Origin of the sequence: Streptomyces sp. NPDC005648, assembly GCF_040605395.1 — a bacterium.
In the GTDB taxonomy this organism is placed as follows: Bacteria; Actinomycetota; Actinomycetes; order Streptomycetales; family Streptomycetaceae; genus Streptomyces.
Genome location: NZ_JBEXCS010000017.1, coordinates 48046 through 67265, shown reverse-complemented (window position 1 = coordinate 67265; position 19220 = coordinate 48046). Strand labels below are relative to the sequence as shown.

The 19220-nt window shown below is 72.8% G+C and carries 16 protein-coding genes, 1 pseudogene and 1 riboswitch; of the genes and pseudogenes, 11 read left to right on the top strand and 6 right to left on the bottom strand.

All coding sequences use genetic code 11. The features are described from left to right. Nucleotides 1-6: 6 nt before the first annotated feature. The 3 genes from ABZT17_RS12940 to ABZT17_RS12930 all read left to right on the top strand — a co-directional run bounded on the left by ABZT17_RS12940 (nucleotide 7) and on the right by ABZT17_RS12930 (nucleotide 3258). A complete protein-coding gene (locus ABZT17_RS12940; RefSeq protein WP_356347473.1) occupies nucleotides 7-693 on the top strand; it encodes a class II aldolase/adducin family protein in 687 nt (228 codons plus the stop codon). Further along, nucleotides 690-1616: a carbohydrate kinase family protein gene (locus tag ABZT17_RS12935; protein WP_356347471.1), complete on the top strand. Its 927-nt coding sequence runs from the start codon at nucleotides 690-692 to the stop codon at nucleotides 1614-1616. Before ABZT17_RS12940 ends, ABZT17_RS12935 begins: the two co-directional genes overlap by 4 nt. 160 nt (nucleotides 1617-1776) lie before the next feature. Next, nucleotides 1777-3258 carry an MFS transporter gene (locus ABZT17_RS12930; RefSeq protein WP_356347598.1) on the top strand — a complete coding sequence of 494 codons (1482 nt, stop codon included), beginning with the start codon at nucleotides 1777-1779 and terminating at the stop codon, nucleotides 3256-3258. Between the two features lie 8 nt (nucleotides 3259-3266). Here ABZT17_RS12930 and ABZT17_RS12925 read toward each other — a convergent pair whose 3' ends face one another. Next, nucleotides 3267-3869: a DinB family protein gene (locus ABZT17_RS12925; protein ID WP_356347469.1), complete on the bottom strand. Its 603-nt coding sequence runs from the start codon at nucleotides 3867-3869 to the stop codon at nucleotides 3267-3269. A 107-nt stretch (nucleotides 3870-3976) separates the two neighbouring features. Between ABZT17_RS12925 and ABZT17_RS12920 the strand changes: the two genes are divergently transcribed. Beyond that, nucleotides 3977-4918: an NAD(P)-dependent oxidoreductase gene (locus tag ABZT17_RS12920; protein WP_356347467.1), complete on the top strand. Its 942-nt coding sequence runs from the start codon at nucleotides 3977-3979 to the stop codon at nucleotides 4916-4918. Further along, a complete protein-coding gene (locus tag ABZT17_RS12915; RefSeq protein WP_356347465.1) occupies nucleotides 4915-5844 on the top strand; it encodes an RNA polymerase sigma-70 factor in 930 nt (309 codons plus the stop codon). Before ABZT17_RS12920 ends, ABZT17_RS12915 begins: the two co-directional genes overlap by 4 nt. A gap of 8 nt (nucleotides 5845-5852) precedes the next feature. Here the strand turns inward: ABZT17_RS12915 and ABZT17_RS12910 are convergent, their stop codons facing one another. The 3 genes and pseudogenes from ABZT17_RS12910 to ABZT17_RS12900 all read right to left on the bottom strand — a co-directional run. After that, nucleotides 5853-6278 (bottom strand): VOC family protein, encoded by a 426-nt coding sequence (locus tag ABZT17_RS12910; RefSeq protein WP_356347462.1) that lies wholly within the window; start codon nucleotides 6276-6278, stop codon nucleotides 5853-5855. Between the two features lie 46 nt (nucleotides 6279-6324). Further along, nucleotides 6325-7065, bottom strand: a complete 741-nt coding sequence (locus ABZT17_RS12905) for an SDR family oxidoreductase (RefSeq protein WP_356347460.1) — start codon at nucleotides 7063-7065, stop codon at nucleotides 6325-6327. A gap of 53 nt (nucleotides 7066-7118) precedes the next feature. After that, a pseudogene (locus ABZT17_RS12900) lies at nucleotides 7119-7300 on the bottom strand (glucarate dehydratase); the annotation flags it as partial. 121 nt (nucleotides 7301-7421) lie between these two features. Between ABZT17_RS12900 and ABZT17_RS12895 the strand changes: the two are divergent. From ABZT17_RS12895 to ABZT17_RS12885, 3 genes are all read left to right on the top strand, one after another. Beyond that, nucleotides 7422-8567, top strand: a complete 1146-nt coding sequence (locus ABZT17_RS12895) for an ABC transporter substrate-binding protein (RefSeq protein WP_356347459.1) — start codon at nucleotides 7422-7424, stop codon at nucleotides 8565-8567. Nucleotides 8568-8693: 126 nt separating this feature from the next. Then, on the top strand, nucleotides 8694-9890 hold the full coding sequence (locus ABZT17_RS12890) for a sensor histidine kinase (protein ID WP_356347458.1): 1197 nt from the start codon (nucleotides 8694-8696) through the stop codon (nucleotides 9888-9890). Further along, on the top strand, nucleotides 9887-10549 hold the full coding sequence (locus ABZT17_RS12885) for a response regulator transcription factor (protein ID WP_356347456.1): 663 nt from the start codon (nucleotides 9887-9889) through the stop codon (nucleotides 10547-10549). The genes ABZT17_RS12890 and ABZT17_RS12885 overlap by 4 nt, the downstream gene beginning before the upstream one ends. A 149-nt stretch (nucleotides 10550-10698) precedes the next feature. Here ABZT17_RS12885 and ABZT17_RS12880 read toward each other — a convergent pair whose 3' ends face one another. After that, nucleotides 10699-12864 carry an NlpC/P60 family protein gene (locus tag ABZT17_RS12880; RefSeq protein WP_356347453.1) on the bottom strand — a complete coding sequence of 722 codons (2166 nt, stop codon included), beginning with the start codon at nucleotides 12862-12864 and terminating at the stop codon, nucleotides 10699-10701. Nucleotides 12865-12872: 8 nt separating this feature from the next. Further along, nucleotides 12873-13046: riboswitch (cyclic di-AMP (ydaO/yuaA leader) on the bottom strand. A gap of 278 nt (nucleotides 13047-13324) precedes the next feature. Continuing rightward, complete coding sequence (locus tag ABZT17_RS12875) at nucleotides 13325-13717, bottom strand: DUF5997 family protein (protein WP_356347450.1); 393 nt, start codon at nucleotides 13715-13717, stop codon at nucleotides 13325-13327. Nucleotides 13718-13775: 58 nt separating this feature from the next. Between ABZT17_RS12875 and ABZT17_RS12870 the strand changes: the two genes are divergently transcribed. From ABZT17_RS12870 to ABZT17_RS12860, 3 genes are all read left to right on the top strand, one after another. Next, nucleotides 13776-14546: a LysR family substrate-binding domain-containing protein gene (locus tag ABZT17_RS12870; RefSeq protein WP_356347448.1), complete on the top strand. Its 771-nt coding sequence runs from the start codon at nucleotides 13776-13778 to the stop codon at nucleotides 14544-14546. 424 nt (nucleotides 14547-14970) lie between these two features. Then, the gene (locus ABZT17_RS12865; RefSeq protein ID WP_356347445.1) at nucleotides 14971-17571 is read left to right on the top strand and encodes an AAA family ATPase; all 2601 of its coding nucleotides are present in this window, start codon (nucleotides 14971-14973) and stop codon (nucleotides 17569-17571) included. A 107-nt stretch (nucleotides 17572-17678) separates the two neighbouring features. Further along, nucleotides 17679-19067 (top strand): FAD-binding oxidoreductase, encoded by a 1389-nt coding sequence (locus ABZT17_RS12860; RefSeq protein ID WP_356347441.1) that lies wholly within the window; start codon nucleotides 17679-17681, stop codon nucleotides 19065-19067. Nucleotides 19068-19220: the final 153 nt, after the last annotated feature.

The window sequence follows — 19220 nt, the reverse complement described above, 5'->3', positions numbered from 1 at the left end:
GCGGCCATGACGGACTCAAGCCCGGCACTGGAGCCGGAGCGGGCCGCGGTGGCGGAAGCCTGCCGCAGGCTGGGTGCCGAGGGGCTGCTCATCGGCACGGCGGGCAACGTCAGCGTGCGCGTCGAGGACCGTGTGGCGATCACCGCGACCGGCGCGGTCCTCGCCGAACTCACCCCGGACCAGGTGACGGTGGTCGACCTGGACGGCAAGGTCGTGGCGGGGGCGCTGCGGCCGACCTCCGAACTGGACCTGCACCTGGGCGTCTACCGCCGCTACGGCACCGGCGCGGTCGTCCACACCCACGCGCCCATGGCCACCGCCCTCTCCCTGGTCCTCGACGAACTGCCGTGCATCCACTACCAGTTGCTCACCCTCGGCGGCACCGTCCGGGTCGCCCCGTACGCCACCTTCGGCACCCCGGAGCTGGCCGAGTCGGTCCTCGCCGCACTGGAGGGCCGCAGCGCCGCCCTCATGGCCAACCACGGCGCGGTCACCCATGCCACGACCCTCGCCAAGGCCGTCGAGCACGCCCTGCTCCTGGAGTGGGCGTGCGGTGTGTACCAGCACGCGGCCGCCCTGGCCAAGCCCCGCGTCCTCGACGAACAGCAGCAGATCGCGGTCATCGAGGCCGCGATCGCCCGCGACTACGGCACCACCCACCCCGTACCACCCGCGCAGGAGGGAAAGCGATGAAGGTCGTCACGATGGGCGTGCATGTGCTGGACGTGCTGGTCCGGCCGGTGGAGGAGATACCCGAGGGACAGGGCGCGACCCTCGTCGAGGACATCCGTATGACCGCCGCCGGTACGGCCGCCGGCACCGCGCTCACCCTCGCCAAGCTGGGCGCCGAGGTCCGCACGGCCGGCGCGATCGGCACCGACCCCACCGGCGATCTGCTCCTCCAGCTCCTCGACAGGGCGGGAATCGACACCGGGTTCCTGGTCCGCCGTATCGACACCGCCACCTCCGCCAGTGTCCTGCCCATCCGCCCCAACGGCGACCGGCCCTCCCTCCACCTCCTCGGCGCCAACATCACCTACGGCCTCGACGACGTCCCCTGGGACGCCCTCGCCGAAGCCACCCATCTGCACCTGGGCGGACCGGAGTTGATCGGTGCGGAGGTCGCGGCGCGCATCCTGTCGTACGCGAAGGACCACGACGTGGTGACCTCCGTCGACCTCCTCGCCCCCGGTGAACTCGGCACCTTCGACCAGATCGAACCGCTGCTCCCGTACGTCGACTACCTGCTCCCCAACGACGACCAGGTCCTCGGCTTCAGTGAGGAGCAGGACCTGGTGACCGGCGCGAAGAAGCTCCTGGCCGCCGGCGCGGGCTTGGTCGCCGTCACCCGGGGCGGCGACGGCGCCCTGCTGGTCACCGCCGACGGCACCGAGTCCGTGCCGGCCTTCGAGATCGAGGTCGTCGACACCACCGGCTGCGGCGACGCGTTCTCCGCCGGCTTCCTGCGCGGCGTCGCCCTGGGCCGCACCCCCCGCGAGTCCGCCGTGCTCGGCAGTGCGGCGGCGGCACTGGTCGCCCAGGGACTGGGCAGCGACCACGGGGAGTTCGACCTGGCCGAGGCCGACGAGTTCTCCATGACACGCAAGACCCGCTGACCGGGCGGCATCCGATCGAGTGGTGACGCCCACGGCGGGGGCGTACGGTCGAACAGTGGACGTCGTCGTTCACCGAGAGCACTGAACCATGAGCAGCAGCCCGCAGCCGACCTCCGCAGCTCAGGCCGCCACCGGCGAATCCGGCGGCGGAGGAAACGGCATGGCCCTGCTGGTCATCGCGTCCTGCCAGCTGATGGTGGTCCTCGACATCACCATCGTGAACATCGCGCTGCCGCACATCCAGAGCGCCCTGGACTTCTCCACCACCAGCCTGTCCTGGGTGGTGAACGCCTACACGCTCACCTTCGGCGGTCTGCTGCTGCTCGGCGGCAGGACCGGGGACATCCTCGGCAGGCGCCGTATGTTCGTGCTGGGTGTGCTGCTGTTCGCGCTAGCCTCCCTGCTCGGCGGACTCGCGCAGAACTCCGGTGAACTCCTCGCCGCACGCGCCCTCCAGGGGGTCGGCGGCGCGATCGCCTCCCCGACAGCACTCGCCCTGATCAGCACGACCTTCCGCGAGGGCCCCGAGCGCAACCGCGCCTTCGGGGTGTTCGCCGGGGTCTCGGCGGGCGGCGGCGCCATCGGACTGCTCGCGGGCGGAGTGATCGTCGAGTGGCTGAACTGGCGCTGGGTGCTCTTCGTCAACGTCCCGATCGGTGTGCTCATCGCCCTCGCCACGCCCCGCTGGATCAAGGAGTCCGAACGCCACCCGGGCCACTTCGACCTCCTCGGCGCCCTCACCTCCACCGTCGGCATGGTGCTGCTGGTGTACGGGTTCATCAGAGCCGCTCAGGAGGGCTGGCGGGACGCGCTCACACTGGCCTCGTTCGGTGCGGCCGTCGTCTTCCTCACGGCGTTCGTCCTGATCGAACGGCGCTCCAGCCAGCCGATCACACCGCTGCACATGTTCGCCGACCGCAACCGGGCCGGCACCTACGGAATGATGCTGAGCCTGGCCGCCGCGATCTTCGGCATGTTCTTCTTCCTCACCCTCTTCGTGCAGGACGTGCTGGGCTTCAGCCCGCTGGCGACCGGGTTCGCCTTCCTGCCGGTCAGCGCCGTCATCGCGGTCGGTGCCGGACTGGCCTCGCGGTTCCTGCCCACCTTCGGACCCAAGCCCTTCCTGGTGGTGGGGGCGATCCTCGCGGCGGGCGGCCTGGCCTGGCTGACGCTGACCGATGTCCACTCCACGTACGCGGGCAGCATCCTCGGCCCGATCCTCGTCTTCAGCCTGGGCATGGGCATGGAGTTCGTCTCGCTCACCCTGATGGCGCTCTCCAACGTCCCCGTCCAGGAGACCGGCGCGGCCTCCGGACTCCTCAACGCCACCCAGCAGGTGGGCGGTTCGCTCGGACTGTCCATCCTGGTCACCACGTTCGGCACGGCCAGCACCAACGAGGCGCACACCCAGATCCCGCGCTTCCTGGCCCAGGCCACCCCGGCCGAGCGGCTGCGCTTCCGGCACACCGGGCAGCTGCCCCGGCCCTGGTCCGACGAGGTCCTCACCTCGGGGATCTCCGCGGCCTTCGTCGTCGCGGCCGTCTTCGCCGCCGTCGCCGCGCTGATCGCCGTGGTCTGCATCCAGGTCCGCCCGTCCGACCTGGAGCGCCTCAAGGGCGGGACGGGGCCCGGGCCGGCCTGAGCGGTCTCTCAGCCGTCCGCCGCCTGCCGCGCCGCACGCTCCACCCGTCGCCGGTGCTCCTCCCGTCCGGCCCGGTCCTCAGGGGGCAGACTGTCCTTGCCCGGCAAGTAGCCGACGCTCCCGTCGATCAGCTCCCGGACGATGTCGGCGTGCCCGGCGTGCCGCTGGGTGTCGGTGATCACCCGGACCAGGATGTGGTGCAGGGTCACCTCCCGTCGCTCCTCGGGCCACCACGGGACCTGACCGGTCGCGTCGAGCGGCAGCGCGGCGATCGTGGCGTCGCTGTGCTCCCACGCGGCGCGGTACAGGCCGACGATCTCCTCGCGCGACTCGTCCGCGGTGGCCCACATGTCGCCGTTGGGATCCGCGCCCTCCCGCGTGTACCACCAGGGCGGGGGGTCCTCGCCGAAGAACGGCCGCCCGAACGTGTCGCCGAAGTACCCCAGCTCCACACTGGCGAGATGTTTGACCAGCCCCAGCAGGTTGGTGCCCGTGGGAGTCAGCGGGCGGCGGACGTCGTACTCGGAGACTCCGTCGAGCTTCCACAGCAGGGCGTCCCGCCCCTCCTGCAGATAGCGCCGGAGATCCGCCTTCGGATGTGTTTCGGCCATACGCGGAAGTCTCGCACCCGGCACTGACAACGCCCGCGGCCGCGCATGTCACAGACATGGGGGCCTGTCTCGTCTCCAGGGTGAGTACGGGTTGCCGGACCAGGAAGGTGAAGGCTGTGCGGGTGTTCGTGGCGGGCGGTTCGGGGGTCATCGGGCGGCGACTGGTACCGCGGCTCGTGGCCAGGGGCCATCAGGTGACGGCTACGACGACGAACGCGGCCAAGCTGGGCCTGCTGCGGCGGCTGGGCGCGGCCGGGGTCGTGATGGACGGGCTGGACGCGGTCTCGGTCGGCGAAGCGGTCGCGCGGGCCCGCCCCGACGCGATCGTGCACCAGATGACCGCGATCTCCGTGGCGCACGCGGGCAGGCCCGATCTGCGGCATCCGGACCGCTGGTTCGCGCGGACCAACCGGCTGCGCACCGAGGGCACCGACCATCTGCTGGCCGCCGCCGAGGCGACCGGCGTCTCCCATGTCGTCGCCCAGGGCCACGCCGGCTGGAACGGCGTCCGCCGGGGCGGCTGGGTGAAGACCGAGGAGGACCCGCTGGACCTCCTGGAGGGGACGCCCGCACAGGTCGGGATGGAGGCGCTGCGGCAAATGGAGGAGGCGGTCCTGAAGGCCGGCGGCGCGGTGCTGCGGTATGGGGCCTTCTACGGGCCCGGCGCCATCGACGACCAGGTGGCGCTGGTACGCAAACGACGGTATCCGCTGGTGGGCAGCGCCGCCGGGTACAGCTCCTGGATCCACCTCGACGACGCCGCGAGCGCCACCGTGCTGGCCGTGGAGCAGCGGGCGCGGGGGATCTTCAACATCGTCGACGACGAACCCGCCCCGGCCGACGACTGGCTGCCGTATCTCGCCGAGTGCGCGGGCGCCAAGCGGCCGATAAGGGTGCCCAAGTGGCTGGCCCGGCTGTTGGCCGGCGACCAGGCGGTGATCATCATGACCGAGGGACGGGGGTTCTCCAACGCCAAGGCGAAACGGGAACTCGGCTGGGAACCGAGCCATCCGTCCTGGCGGCAGGGTTTCAAGGAGGAACTGGCGTGACCCGTACCGAGGAGTTCGAGGAGCTGCGACCGCTGCTGTTCGCGATCGCCTACCGCATCCTCGGCAGTGTGAGCGAGGCGGAGGACGCGTTGCAGGACGCCTGGCTGCGCTGGGAGACCACCCCGACCCGGCCCGCCTCCACCAAGGCCTACCTCTCGGCCGTGGTCACCCGGATCTCCATCGACGTCCTGCGCTCGGCCCGAGTACGGCGGGAGGAGTACGTAGGCCCCTGGTTCCCCGAGCCCCTGCTCACCGACCCCTACGAGGACCCGGAGCGGGCCGCCGAACTGTCCGACTCCCTGTCGATGGCGGCCCTGCTGCTGCTCGAACGGCTGACCCCGCTGGAGCGCGCCGTGTTCGTGCTGCGGGAGGTCTTCGGGTTCGGCTTCCCCGAGATCGCCGAGGCCGTGGGCCGCTCGGAGGCGGCCTGCCGGCAGCTCGGGGTGCGGGCGCGCCGGCACATGGACGAGGGCCGTCCCCGTTTCGAGGCCGACCGCGAGGAGCGCGAGGCACTCGCCGGACGCTTCTTCGACGCCTTCCGGGAGGGAGACGTCGACGGGGTGCGTGAACTGCTCGCCGCCGACGTCCACATGATCGGCGACGGCGGCGGCAAGGCACCGCGGTTCCCGGGCGCCATCGTCGGCCCCGACCGGGTGGCCCGGGTGCTCGCCGAGTTCGCCGCGATGCTCGGCGGGGTCGGCGTCGTACTGGAGGCGCACGAGGTGAACGGCCAGCCGGGCGGGGTCTTCCGGGACCGGGACGGCAAGGTCGTCAGCGCCTGGGTGCTCGATGTCCTCGACGGGCGTATCCAGACGATCCGCTCGGTGCTCAACCCCGACAAGCTCGGTCACATGGGCCCGCCGGCCGACGTCTGGGCGCTCAGGCGGGAGGCCAACGCGCTGCGCAGGTCCGGACCGAAGGGATGAGGTGAGGGTCAGGAGACGGACGTACCGCCCCACTCCTCCGGGGCGACGTCCGCGAGTGTCTGTGAGAACGTCCACCGGTGACCCGCCAGGTCCTCGGCCGTGTACTGCCGCTCGCCGTACTCGAAGTCGGTCGGCTCCATGAGGACGCGGGCGCCGTGCTCCCGGGCCCGTTCGCAGTGCGCCCGGGCATCCTCGACCCGCACCGTCACCGAGTGCGTCACCTCGCCGGGGCGCGGCGGACAGCGGTCCTGGCCGACGTCCCCGACGATCACCGCGCCGTCGCCGAACGCGAGCTGGGCGCGGTGGTCCTCACCGATCCGCACCCGCTCGACGAAACCGAAGGCGGCGCCCAGCCAGTCGACCGCCGCGCGTACATCGGGATAGATCAGGACGGGAATGACGGTCGCCGCGGGGATGGACCGGTTGGTCTTCATGACGCGCTCCTGACGCTGACGCTCTCCCGATGATGCTCCCCTACGGTCAGCCCCCGCGCACCGCGTCCGAGATGGACTTGACGCCGCCGTGCGCGCTCAGCCCGCCGTCGACCGGGATCTCCGCGCCGGTGATGAACGACGACTCGTCGGACAGCAGGAACACCACCAGCGGCACGATGTCCTCGACCCGCCCGCTGCGCCCGAGCGGAGTCTCCCGCAGCGTCGACTCGATGAAGGCCGGCGAGGCCGCGGCCGTCATCTCCGTCTCGATGTAGCCGGGATGGACCGTGTTCACCCGGATGCCGCGCGGCCCGAGCTCCGTCGCCGCGATCTTCGACACCCCGCGCAGCGCCCACTTGCTGGCCGTGTACGCCACCGGGTAGTAGCCGGTGAGCGCCGCCGACGAGCCGACGTTGACGATCGACGAGCCGGGCGGCATCAGCGGGGCCAGACACTGGATGCCCAGCAGCGGCCCGGTCGTGTTCACCGCCTGGACCCGCGCGAAGTCCTCCGGCCGCACCTCGCCCAGACGCTCGCGCCGGATGACGCCCGCGTTGTTGACCAGGCCGTGGATCTCGCCGTACGACTCCTTCAGCTCGGCGGCCAGCTCCGTCCAGTCGCCCTCGCTGCTGACGTCGAGCCGTCGTACGCCGTCCACGGCCCGCACATCGGTGGCGACCACCCGGGCACCCGCCCGGGCCAACGCCTCCGCCTCGGCCGCCCCTTGGCCCCCGGCCGCGCCGGTGACGACGACGACCTTCCCGGCCAGACGCTGTGTTCCGTTCATGCCCGACAACATAGCGCCGCCGTCCGCACTCCTTTCCTCCCGGCTGTATGTCTGATGCCCAGGTGCGAGTTGGAGTGCATGGACAGCGCCGGCCCGAACGCCTCGCAGACGGCCGCCAGTTCACGGGTGCGACGCAGGCGAGGGGGAGCGGCGACTCGCGTGCCACCCGCGCCATGCCCTCGATGCTCTGGGCCGGGTCCTCCAAGTACTCCAGTACGCCGTCCAGTTCACGGGAGCGACCGAGCCTGTTCAACCGAACGGTTGAATCCGATCCCAGCCGGTGGGCGACGCGGCGAAAGGCCCTGGTCGCGGAGGCTTGTCGCCCGTAACCGACCATTGAGGAGAGGACCCCCACCATGTCCAGGGACTTCAGCAGGCGCCGGCTGCTCGCCGCGGGCGCGGGCGCCGCGCTCGCCGGTACCGCCGCCGGCCAGGCGTCGGCCGCGTCGGACGCCGCCCCCGGCACCGGGTCGACCCTGCTCGGCATCCGCGAGGAGAAGCGGTCCCTCGACGAGCTGTATCAGGCCGCCGTCGCCGAGGGCGGCAAGTTCGTCCTCTACCAGGGCGGTGACGTCGACAGCCAGGCCGCCGCCGTCCGGACCGCCTGGGCCGCCGCCTTCCCCGAGGTCGAACTGACGGTGGTCGTGGACTACAGCAAGTACCACGACGTCCGCGTCGACAACCAGCTCGCGACCGGCACCCTGGTCCCGGACGTCGTCCAGCTGCAGACCCTCCAGGACTTCACCCGCTGGAAGCGCGAGGGCAAGCTGCTCCCCTACAAGCCCGCCGGCTTCTCCGAGGTCCACAAGGGCTTCAAGGACCCCGACGGCGCGTGGACCGCGCTGATGGTCATCGCCTTCAGCTTCATGTACGACATCCAGGGCGCCGGCGCGAACGCGCCCAGGACCCCCGCCGACCTGGTCGACCCCCACTGGAAGAACGCCATCGCGTCGTCCTACCCCAATGACGACGACGCGGTGCTCTACCTCTACTCCCTCTACCAGCGCACGTACGGCTGGGACTGGGTGGCCGCCTTCGCGGCCCAGCAGCCGCAGTTCGCGCGCGGCACCAACACCCCCGGCGCCGCGGTCGCCGGCCGGCAGAAGACCATCGGCGTGGGCGGTTCCGGCAGCACCGTCTCCACCTCGGCCACGCTGAAGTGGGTCCTCCCGGACGAGGCCCCCTTCATGGCCTGGGGCCAGCGCGCCGCCATCCTCAAGCAGGCCGCCCACCCCGCCGCCGCCAAGCTCTACATGAACTGGCAGCTGTCCGAGGCCCGCCAGAAGGCCGCCTTCAACGGCTGGTCGGTCCGCGAGGACATCACCCCGAACGCGAGCCTCAAGCCGGTCTGGGAGTTCCCCAACGCCCATGTCGACGGCTTCCCCCGGTTCATGGAGGACCGAGCCGAGGCGGAGCGCCTCAGGCAGACCTTCGCCCTGTACTTCGGCGAGGTGAAGGGCGACCCGTCGCCCGGCTGGCCGGGCCTGCACCCCGGACGGTGACCCCGCGACCGGTGCTGACAGGGGGCGGCACCTGGTGTTAACAAGGGGACAGCACCTGTGTTTACGGGGGACACACAGGGCACGCCCTACACTTGGGCACCTTGTCGACTCCGCAGGGAGCCCCGAGTGTCCCCCACCCCCGCTCTACGCCGTCGGCTGCCCGTGTCGGCCCGGCAGCTGCCGCACCTGGTCTTCCTGCTCCCGCTCGCGGGCACCCTCGTACGGCTGGTGCGGCTCAACGACGCCCTGTGCTGGTCGGTGGCCCCGCCCACCGCGGCCCTCGGCGTGCTCTACGTGGCCGGGCTCGCCCGCTGGGACCGGCTCGGCCGTGTCGGGCGCCCGGTCTGGCTGGGCACGCTCGTACTGCTGTGGACCTGGGTGACCTGGAAGGTCCCGGTGCCGCTCGCCTTCGCCCACACCTGGCTCGCGGTGCCGCTGGCCGTCCTCGCCCTGCGGATGCGGGGGCGCCGGGTGACCGCGACGGCGCTCGGTGCGATCACGGTCGGGCTGGTGGCCGCACTCCTCAGGATCGGCGGCGGAGTCGACCTCGACGTGCTGGCACCCCCGCTCGCGGCGGTCGGAGCCACGGTCGTCCTCTACCACTCCCAGCAGCGTCTCACCCAGCAACTGGCCGCGACACGCGGTCAGTTGGCGCGCCGTCAGCGGGAGGCAGGGCGCCTCGCCGAGCGGACCAGGATCGCCCGGGACCTGCACGACACGCTCGCGCAGGAACTCGCCGGCAGCCGGATGCTCCTCCAGGCCGCCGAGCGCGACTTCCACCGCGACCCCGACGCGGCGCTGCGCCGGCTGCGCGCGGTCTCCCAGGCGCTCGGCGCCCACCTCGAAGAGACCCGCACCATCATCAGCGACCTCACCCCGCCCGCCCTGGAGGGTGACGATCTGGAGTCCGCCCTCCGCGCCCTGTGCACCCGCCCGCAGCCCTCGGCCGCCGCCCCGAGGATCGCCTTCCACACCCGGGGACGGGCGCACCCCCTCCCCGGCGAACAGGCCGTCACCCTGCTGAGGGTGGCCCAGGGCCTCCTCGCCAATGCCTGCGAACACGCCGGCGCGACGCACATCCAGGTCACCCTCGGCTACCGCGACGACGAGACGGTGACCGTCGAAGTCCGGGACGACGGACGGGGCTTCGACCCACGGGCCCTGTGTCCCGCGGGTCCGGACCGGGGCTTCGGCCTCGCCGCCACCCGCGACCGCCTCGGCGAGCTGGGCGGCACCCTCACCGTCGCCAGCACCCCCGGCCATGGCACCCGTGCCGTGGCCGAACTGCCCCTCTCCGACCGGGTGTTGGCCGGAACACGATGACCGGGGACGATCTGCGCATCCTGATCGTCGACGACCACACCGTCGTACGAGCCGGACTGCGTGCCCTGCTGGAGGGCGAACCCGGCCTCGACGTCATCGCCGAGACCGGCGACGGCAAGGAGGCGGTCCGCCTCGCCGAACGCCTGCGCCCCGACGTGGTGTTGATGGACCTGCGCCTGTCGGACACGGGCGCCCCCGACGGCGGCTTCGGCGGCATCGAGGCCACCCGCCGTATCACCGCGGCCGCGCCCGGGGTCAATGTCGTCGTGCTGACCAGCTACAGCGGCCGGGGCGATGTCGTCCGCGCCATGGAGGCCGGGGCCCGCGGCTACATCCTCAAGGCCGGCCCGCCCGACGAGCTCTTCCGCGCCGTCCGCGCGGCGGCCACCGGCGGCATGGGCCTGGCCCCCGAGGCGGCGGCCCGTCTCGTCGGGCGGAGCGCCGAGCCGGGCCCGGTGCTCAGCGAACGGGAGATCGAGGTCGTACGCCTCCTCGCCCAGGGCCACAGCAACCGGGCCATCGCCTCCGCGCTCTTCGTCACCGAGGCCACGGTGAAGACTCATCTGGTCCGCGTCTACCGCAAGCTCGGCACCGAGAACCGCGCCGCCACGGTGAGCGAGGCCATGCGGCTGGGGCTGCTCGAACTAGGCGCGCCGTAGCAGCACACGGTCGAGGCGGTGAGTGTCCTGAACATGCCGCCGGTCGGGTCGGTGAGCCGCGCCGTCGGACTGAACCCGCGTGGCCGTCCCTCTCCATGGGCGTGACCGGTGGAGCCGTGTCCGGTACGGCTCCACCGGCGTCCCGCGTCCTACGCGGGGCGTACCGCGATGCGGATCGCCGCCTCTCCGGCGTTGTGGATCGACTCCTCACGGATGACCGAGCCCGGACCGGGGGCGTGGATCATCAGGCCGTCGCCGGTGTAGATACCGACGTGGCTGAAGTTGTCGTGGAAGAAGATCAGGTCCCCGGGGCGGCTGTCGGTGACCGGGATCGCCGCGCCGGCGCTCGACTGCTGGTGCGCGCTGCGCGGCAGCTCGACACCGGCGGCCTTCCAGGCGGCCTGGGCAAGCCCCGAGTTGTCGTACGACTCCGGCCCGACCCCGCCCCACAGGCAGGGCCTGCCGATCTGCGCGCGGGCGAAGGCCACGGCCCGGTCGGCCTTGGTGGCGCCACCCGTCGTCTCGGGCGCCGCCGGCTGCTGTACACGCCAGTCCTCGGCCGGGGGCACCCCCGTGTCGAGCACCGACGGCTGCTGCAGCCGCCGCGCCTCGTCGGCCGCACGGCGGGCCTGCTCCTGAGCCACCGGGTCCCGCCAGTCGACCTGGGGCGCCGCGGTGGCGACCAGCTGCTGGGCCCCGCTGTCCCAGCCGACCTGGGGCGACAGGGCGTCGGCCACGGGGCCCGTGGCGACGGGCTGCTGGATCACGGTCGCCCAGCCGGGCTGCGCCGCCAGGGCGTCCCCGGCGGTGAGCGGCGCCACGATCTGCTGCGCCCCGGTGTCCCAGCCTTGCTGAGCGGGCTGTACGGCGGCCGCGGTGCGCGGTGCGGCGACCTGCTGGACCTGGGTGCCCCAGTCGCTCCGCGCCGACGCGGCCTGGGCCGTCGTGAACTCGGAGACGATCTGCTGAGCACCCGTGTCCCAGCCGGGCTGCATACGCCGGGCCTCCAGGCCGGTCGGCGCGGCGGGCGTCTGCTGCGTCGTGGTGGGGGCGCCGGGTTGCATGCTGCGGGATTCGAGGCCGTTGGCCTGGGTGATGATCTGTTGTGCGCCGGTGTCCCAGCCGGGTTGCATGGGGCGTGATTCGAGGCCGGTCGGTACTGCGGGTATCTGTTGTGTGGCGGTGGGGGCGCCGGGTTGCATGCTGCGGGATTCGAGGCCGTTGGCCTGGGTGATGATCTGCTGAGCGCCGGTGTCCCAGCCGGGTTGCATGGGGCGTGATTCCAGGCCCGCCGACGCTGCGGGGGCCTGCTGTGCCGCGAGGCGGGCGCCCGGCTGCATGCTCCTGGACTCCAGGGGTGCCTGCTGCGTGACGACCTGCTGTGCCCCGGTGTCCCAGCCGGACTGCGCCGGTCGGGCTTCCTGGCTCGTCGCCTGGGTGATGATCTGCTGTGCGCCGGTGTCCCAGCCGGGCTGGGCCGGCGAGGTGTCGGTCGCCGTGCGCTGGGCCGGGATCCCCCAGCTGACCTGGGTCGGGGTGGGCTCGATCGCCGCGGGCGGTGTGCTCTGCGTGGCCGTCGTCTGCCAGGTGCCCTCGGCCGCCCAGGCGGGTGTCGCGAGGGCCGCGCGGGGGAGCGAGGTCTGCCGGGCTATGTGGCGGTACAGGAGATCGCTGGCCGCGGCGACCTTGCGCTGGCTGTTCTGCTTGGACCGGCGCAGGACGGTCTGCCGCGACTCGGGCGCCGCCGGGGTGGAGGGGGCACCGGCGCTCTCCTGACGGGGACGCGGTACGGCGGGCAGCGCGGGCGTGGGGCCGGCCGTGAGCTCGGCGACGGGACCGGAGGTCAGCTCGGCGACCGGGCCGGAGGTCAGCTCGGCCGGCGGACGGCGGGTGCCTCCGGCGGGCAGCTCGGCCACGGGCCGGCCGGGAGCCTCCAGCGCACGGGCGGCGGGCAGCTCCGCCGGTGGCGCGGGCCGGGACGCGGCCGGGCGGGCGGGCCTCTCCCTGGCCGGCATCCGGTCGGTCGGCAGAATGGCCGGAACCGTCGGCCCCATGGACGCACGTGCCGCGTCGAACCACTGCCGGCTGACGTTGTCGAGATCGGGGTCCGAGCCCCTGCGCGCACTCCCGCCCTGCCCCCGCGCACCGCGCGAGCCCTGCACCCGGGTCAGGTTGAACTGGCCGGTGTCGTCCTCGGCGCGGTCGTAGAGGCTGCTCACCCGCTGCCGGACTGCTTCACGGCTGGGTCCCTCGTCGGAGTTGCGCGCACCGGAAAGCCCGAAGCCTCCGGCGCGCGACGATCGTTCCGGCGCCATGGGAGCCGTACTCCTTCCGTACTCCGCCTACCGAGTTAGCTGTCGGGTTCGGGCGGCCGTTCCGGAAGGATTGCCCTACGGCCCTTGTCCCTGAGGACAGTTGGGCCGATTCACCCCGTGATTCGGTTGGGTCCCCGGCTCCGGCCGCCACAGGGGCGCACCGGACTCGGCGGAGGCCGCGCTTCCCGACGGGGTTCGCCGGAGTGACTCGAGCGGCCTGAAGCGAGGCTAGCCAATTTGTGCGCCCCGTGTGAAGGTTGAAGGCCGGAATGTCCGATACGCTTTTGTGACCTTCGTCGTGACGCCTCGTCAGATTCACCTGTCGTGCACCCATGGCATCCGCTCGACGACAGACCGTAGTTCAGGGCGCCGGAATCAGGACCCGGGACGTCGGCAGGGGCCAGGGCATCAAGACCATGCCCAGGGCATCGAGCGGGGTGGCGCGTCAGGGACGCGAGCCCTAGTCCTGGGCGGCGGCGCGCTCGGCGTTCCGCTTCTTGATCCGCGCGCCCTCCTTGCGGACCTCGGCCTGGGTGGCGCGCTCCTTCACCAGCCACTCGGGCTGCTCCTGCTTCAGCGCCTCGATCTGCTCGGTGGTGAGGGGCTCGGTGACCCCGCCGCGGGCGAGACCCGAGATGGAGACGCCCAGCTTCTCCGCGACCACCGGACGGGGGTGGGGGCCCTCGGCCCGCAGCTCGCGCAGCCACTCGGGCGGATTCGCCTGGAGCTCGTCGAGCTGGGCACGGGAGACCTCACCCGCACGGAACTCGGTGGGGGTGGCCTCGAGGTACACACCCAGCTTCTTCGCCGCCGTGGCGGGCTTCATCGTCTGGGTGGTCTGGTGCGACTTCATGTCGTCCAGGGTATCGAGCGCGTACGACACCTCCGACCACGGCCGGTAACCTGGCGGGGTGACAGGCTCGGAAGCATCCCAGACGTTCCGGCTTGCGTACGTCCCGGGGACGACGCCCGCCAAGTGGGTGCGGATCTGGAACGAGCGCCTGCCCGACACCCCCCTGACCCTCCAGGCCGTAGCGGCCACCGAGGTCTCCGACGTCCTGCGGGCGGGCGGGGCCGACGCGGGCCTGGTACGGCTGCCGGTGGACCGCGCGTACTTCAGCGCGATCCCCCTCTACACCGAGACGACCGTGGTGGTGGTCCCCAAGGACCATGTGATCACCGCGGCGGAGGAGATCACCCTCGCAGACCTGGCCGACGAGGTGGTCCTCCACCCTCTCGACGACGTCCTCGACTGGGACGGCCCTCCCGGCGAGGCCGCCTTCGAACGCCCCGCCACCACCGAGGACGCGGTCGAACTCGTCGCGGCGAACATCGGGCTCCTGGTCGTCCCCCAGTCCCTGGCCCGCCTCCACCACCGCCGCGACCTCACCTACCGCCCGGTCACGGACGCCCCCCAGTCCGGCGTCGCCCTGTCCTGGCCGGAGGAGGCCACCACGGACCTGGTCGAGGACTTCATCGGCATCGTCCGTGGCCGCACGGTGAACAGCTCCCGGGGCCGCAAGCCGCAGCCCCAGGAGAAACCGACGGACAAGCCCGAGCCCCGCCGCAAGCCGACACCCCCGAAGCCACAGGGCGCGGCCCGCAGGGGCGGCACGAGCGGCACCAAGAGCACCAGGGCCACCAAGAACACGAACCGCGGAAAGCCCCGCCGCCGCTCCTAGAACTGCGCGCCCGGATCGCCCACGAGTCGCTGCCGCTGAAGACGACCCCTGGCTCCGAGCGCCGGAAGGACGAGAGTGGCGCTTCGTCCGGCGTCGCATCGCCCTCGGTCAACCGGACCTGCCAGTTGATCCGGTCCTGGCGGCGGATCTCCGGATGGCGGGTCTCCGGTCGGGCGGGCCTCCGGTCGGGCGGGTCTCCCGCCGGAAGGCGAGCGCGCGGAGCGCCGGATGGCGTCGCGGCCGCCAGGTGCCGCCCTTGGCGCGGGCCGGCCGCGTGCGGCGACGGGCGCGCGGCGGACAGCGGCACTTGACCGGGCCGCCGGCTCGGGCGGCCCCGCGCGACCGCGCCCCCGACCTCCGCACCCCGAACCCCGCACCCCCGCACGACACCCCCACTCGCCCACGCCGGTGGCACAATCGGCGGGTGGATTGGGGGATCCTCGAACGTGAGCGCGAGCTGGCGCTGTTGGTCTCGGCCGCACGGGAGGCGGCGGACGGGGCCGGTTCGGTGGCGCTCGTCTTCGGTGAGGCCGGAATCGGCAAGTCGAGCCTGGTCAGGGCGTTGCCCGACCGGCTGCCGAGCCATGCCCGGATCCTGGTCGGCCAGTGCGACGACCTCGCCACCCGGCGCCCGCTGGGACCGTTCCGCGACCTCGTCGGCAGTGTCGGCGCGGAGCTGGCCCGGGCCGTCACGGACGGCGGTGACCGACACCGCGTCTACGAGGCCCTGCACGGAGAGCTGGCTGTCGCTCCGCATCCTGCGGTACTCGTCGTCGAGGACGTGCACTGGGCGGACGAGGCTTCGCTGGACGCCCTGCGCTTCCTCGTCCGGCGCATGGAGCGGCTGCCCGCGCTGCTCGTCCTCACCTACCGGGACGACGAGTTGAGCCGTGGCCACCCCCTGCGTCACCTCCTGGGCCAGGTGTCCCGCGCACCCCGTGTGCACCGCCTGCCCCTGGCCCGTCTCTCCCTGGGCGCCGTACGCCGGCTCAGCGCGGCCGGCCGGCTCGACCCGCGCCAGGTGTACGCGGTGACCTCCGGCAACCCCTTCTTCGTCACCGAGGTGCTGGCCGCGGGCGGCACCGGGGGAGTCCCGCCGACGGTCGTGGACGCCGTACTCGCGCGGCTGCGGGGCCTGGAGGCGGCCACCGTGGACGCCCTGGAGCAGCTCGCCGTGGTGCCCTCGGCGGTCGAACGGCCGCTCGTCGACGCGCTGTTGAGCGACGGCGTCGCCGTCCTCGCCGAGGCCGAGCAGCGCGGGCTGCTCGCCGTCACCCCGGAACGGGTGGCGTTCCGGCACGAGTTGATCCGGCGGGCCATCGCCGACTCCGTGCCCGCCGCCCGCCGTATCGACCTCGACCGGGGCGTCCTCGCGGCGCTGGTCGCCCGGCCCGGCTCCGACGCCGCCCGTATCGTCCACCACGCGGCCCGGGCCGGCGACCGCGACGCCATCGTCCGCTACGGCCCCGACGCCGCCCGGGACGCCGCGTCGACCGGCGCCCACCGCGAGGCCGCCGCCCAGCTCCGGCTCGTCCTGGAGCAGCGCCACCGCTACGCCCCACCCGAACTCGCCGACCTGCTCGAACGCTACGCCGTGGAGAGCTACACCATCGCCGACTCGACCGCCGCCGTCGGCGCCCAGCGCGAGGCCGTCGCCCTGCGCCGCTCCCTGGGGGACATCCTTGCCCTCGGCGCCGACCTGCGCTGGCTGTCCCGTATCCACTGGTGGGCCGGGGACGCCGACGAGGCGCAGGAGGCCGCCCGCGAGGCCGTGGCCGTCCTCGAACACGCCGGTGACGACCGGCTGCTGGCCCTCGCGGTGAGCAACATCGCGCAGCTGCGCATGCTCTCCGACCGCTACCCCGAGGCCGTCGCCCACGCCGAGCGCGCCATCACCCTGGCCCGCAAGGCGGACGACACCGAGATCCTCGCGCACGCCCTCAACAACCTGGGCACGGCCCGCTGGCGGGGCGGCGACCCCGACGGACGCAAGCAGCTGGAGGAGAGTCTCGAAGTCGCCCTGGCCGCAGGGGAGGTGGAGCACGCCTGCCGCTCGTACGCCAACATCATCTGGACCCTGCTCGACAACCTCCAGTACGCCGACGCCGACCGCTTCCTGCCCCCGGCCATGGACCTGGCCGACCGTGCCGAACACCTGGGCTTCCTCACCTACTTGCATGTCGAGCTGGCGATACGGCGCCTCGCCGCGGCCGACTGGGAGGACGCCGAGCGGCACGCCGAGTTCGGCATCCACGACTTCCTGCCGGCGCGTTGCCCGGCGCTGACCGTCCTCGCCCGGGTCCGCGTCCGCTGCGGCCGCCCCGGCGCCGGTGAACTCCTCGCCGAGGCACGGGAGATCGCCGTACGGACGAGGGAACTGCAGCGCACCGGACCGGTCGCGGCGGCGCTCGCCGAAGCCGCCTGGCTGCGCGGGGACCCCGACGCGGTGATCGGGGCCGCCGCGCCGGTCCACGCCCAGGCCCGCCATCTCGCCGGCGTCCCCTACGGAGCCGAACTCGGCTACTGGCTCACCAAGGCCGGCCACCCGGTCCCGCTGGAGGACTCCGACCATCCCTACGCCCTCCAGGCCCGCGGCCACTGGCGCGAGGCCGCCGCCATCTGGGAGGCCGCGGGCTGCCCCTACGAGCACGCCGCCGCCCGCGCGGAGAGCCCGCACCCGGCCGACAAGCTCGACGCGCTCGCCGAACTCGACGCCCTGGGCGCCGAACCGCTGGCCCGCCTGGTCCGCGCCGAGCTGCGTCGGCTCGGCGTACGACGCGTCCCGCGCGGCCCGCTCGCCGTCACCCGCGGCAACCCCGCGCAGCTCACCGAACGGCAGCTGGAGGTGATGCGGCTGCTCGCGCAGGGCCTGACCAACGCGGAGATCGCGGCTCGGCTCGTCGTGTCCGTCCGCACCGTCGACAACCATGTACGCGCCGTCCTGGAGAAGCTGGACGCGCCCACCCGCCGTCACGCCGCCGCCCGCGCGGCCGAGCTCGGACTCCTCCCGGACCGCGAAACGTAGGTACCCGCGGCCGCCGAGCTAGGTGATGCCCACGGATGCCCACGTCCGCGCAACCCGAGTAGAACGTGCAGAACGACCCGACTCCCAACCAAACGGGGGAAACCGCAATGTCCAGCACACCCGCTCAGGCGGCACGACGGGAACTCGCGGACTTCACAGGAGAGTTGATCGGACCCGAGGATTCCGGCTACGAGCAGGCCCGAGCCGTCTACAACGCGATGATCGACCGGCGCCCGGCCCTGATCGCCCGCTGCGCCGACCCGGACGCCGTCGCCCGCGCGATCGGCTTCGCCCGCGCCCACGACCTGCCCCTCGCCGTCCGCGGCGGCGGCCACCACGGCGCCGGGATGGGCACCGTCGACGGGGGAGTGGTCGTCGACCTGTCCCCGCTCAAGGAGGTCCAGATCCACCCGGCGGACCGCTCGGTCCGGGTCGGCGGCGGCTGCGTATGGGGCGAGGTGGACCACGCGACCAACGCCTACGGACTCGCCACTCCCAGCGGCATCGTCTCCACCACCGGCGTCGGCGGCATCGCCACCGGCGGCGGCCTCGGCCATCTCACCCGCAAGTGCGGGCTGACCATCGACAACCTCCTCTCCGCCGAGGTCGTCCTGGCCGACGGCGGCACGGTGCGCGCGAGCGCCGACGAGAACACCGACCTGTTCTGGGCGATCCGGGGCGGCGGCGGCAACTTCGGTGTCGTCACCTCCTTCGTCTTCCGGCTGCACGAGATCGACACCGTCGTCGGCGGGCCGACCTTCTGGCCCGTCGATCTGAGCGCCGAAGTCCTCACCGCCTACCGGGACTTCCTGCCGAACGCACCTCGCGACATCAACGCGTTCTTCCTCTACGGCACCGTCCCGCCGGCTCCGCCGTTCCCCGAGGAGATCCAGCTCCGCAAGACCGCCGGCGTCGTCTGGTGCTACACCGGCGACGACCCCGAGGCCGCCGCGCGCGAGATGGCCCCGCTGCTCGACGCCCTGCCCGAGCCGATGCTGCACGCCGTCGGGCCGATGCCCCACCCGGCCCTGCAGTCGATGTTCGACGGGCTCTACCCGCCCGGCCACCAGTGGTACTGGCGCGCCGACTTCGTCAACGAGATCCCCGACGAGGCCGTCGAACTGCACACCAAGTTCGGGGCCGAGGTGCCCACCGTCCAGTCGACCATGCACCTCTACCCGATCGACGGCGCCGCCCACGACGTCGGCCCCGACGAGACCCCCTGGGCTTATCGCGGTGCCACCTGGTCCACCGTCTACGCCGGGGTCGATCCCGACCCGGCCAACGCCGAACTCGTCAAGCGCTGGGCCGTCGACTACTCCGACGCCCTGCACCCGTACTCGGCGGGCGGCGCCTACGTGAACATGATGATGGACGAGGGCCAGGACCGCGTCCGCGCCAGCTACCGCGGCAACTACGAGCGGCTGGCCCGTATCAAGAACGCCCTCGACCCGGAGAACGTCTTCCGGCTGAACCAGAACATCCGGCCCAGCTGACCCCAGGCGTCGAGCCTGGTCACGGGAGTGGGCTCCCCTCCAGCGCCGCCAGGATCCACTCCCACGACCCGGCCGGGTCGGGCACCGCGTCGATCTCCGGCGGGGCCGCCGTGTCGACCGCCTTCCCGCGTTCGTACAACTCGGCGACCCGCC

Coding starts and splice junctions, on each gene's coding strand:
- ABZT17_RS12885 (WP_356347456.1), top strand. CDS start 9,887: ATGACCGGGGACGATCTGCGCATCCTGATCGTCGACGACCACACCGTC.
- ABZT17_RS12910 (WP_356347462.1), bottom strand. CDS start 6,278: ATGAAGACCAACCGGTCCATCCCCGCGGCGACCGTCATTCCCGTCCTG.
- ABZT17_RS12860 (WP_356347441.1), top strand. CDS start 17,679: ATGTCCAGCACACCCGCTCAGGCGGCACGACGGGAACTCGCGGACTTC.
- ABZT17_RS12940 (WP_356347473.1), top strand. CDS start 7: ATGACGGACTCAAGCCCGGCACTGGAGCCGGAGCGGGCCGCGGTGGCG.
- ABZT17_RS12925 (WP_356347469.1), bottom strand. CDS start 3,869: ATGGCCGAAACACATCCGAAGGCGGATCTCCGGCGCTATCTGCAGGAG.
- ABZT17_RS12935 (WP_356347471.1), top strand. CDS start 690: ATGAAGGTCGTCACGATGGGCGTGCATGTGCTGGACGTGCTGGTCCGG.
- ABZT17_RS12895 (WP_356347459.1), top strand. CDS start 7,422: ATGTCCAGGGACTTCAGCAGGCGCCGGCTGCTCGCCGCGGGCGCGGGC.
- ABZT17_RS12930 (WP_356347598.1), top strand. CDS start 1,777: ATGGCCCTGCTGGTCATCGCGTCCTGCCAGCTGATGGTGGTCCTCGAC.
- ABZT17_RS12880 (WP_356347453.1), bottom strand. CDS start 12,864: ATGGCGCCGGAACGATCGTCGCGCGCCGGAGGCTTCGGGCTTTCCGGT.
- ABZT17_RS12875 (WP_356347450.1), bottom strand. CDS start 13,717: ATGAAGTCGCACCAGACCACCCAGACGATGAAGCCCGCCACGGCGGCG.
- ABZT17_RS12905 (WP_356347460.1), bottom strand. CDS start 7,065: ATGAACGGAACACAGCGTCTGGCCGGGAAGGTCGTCGTCGTCACCGGC.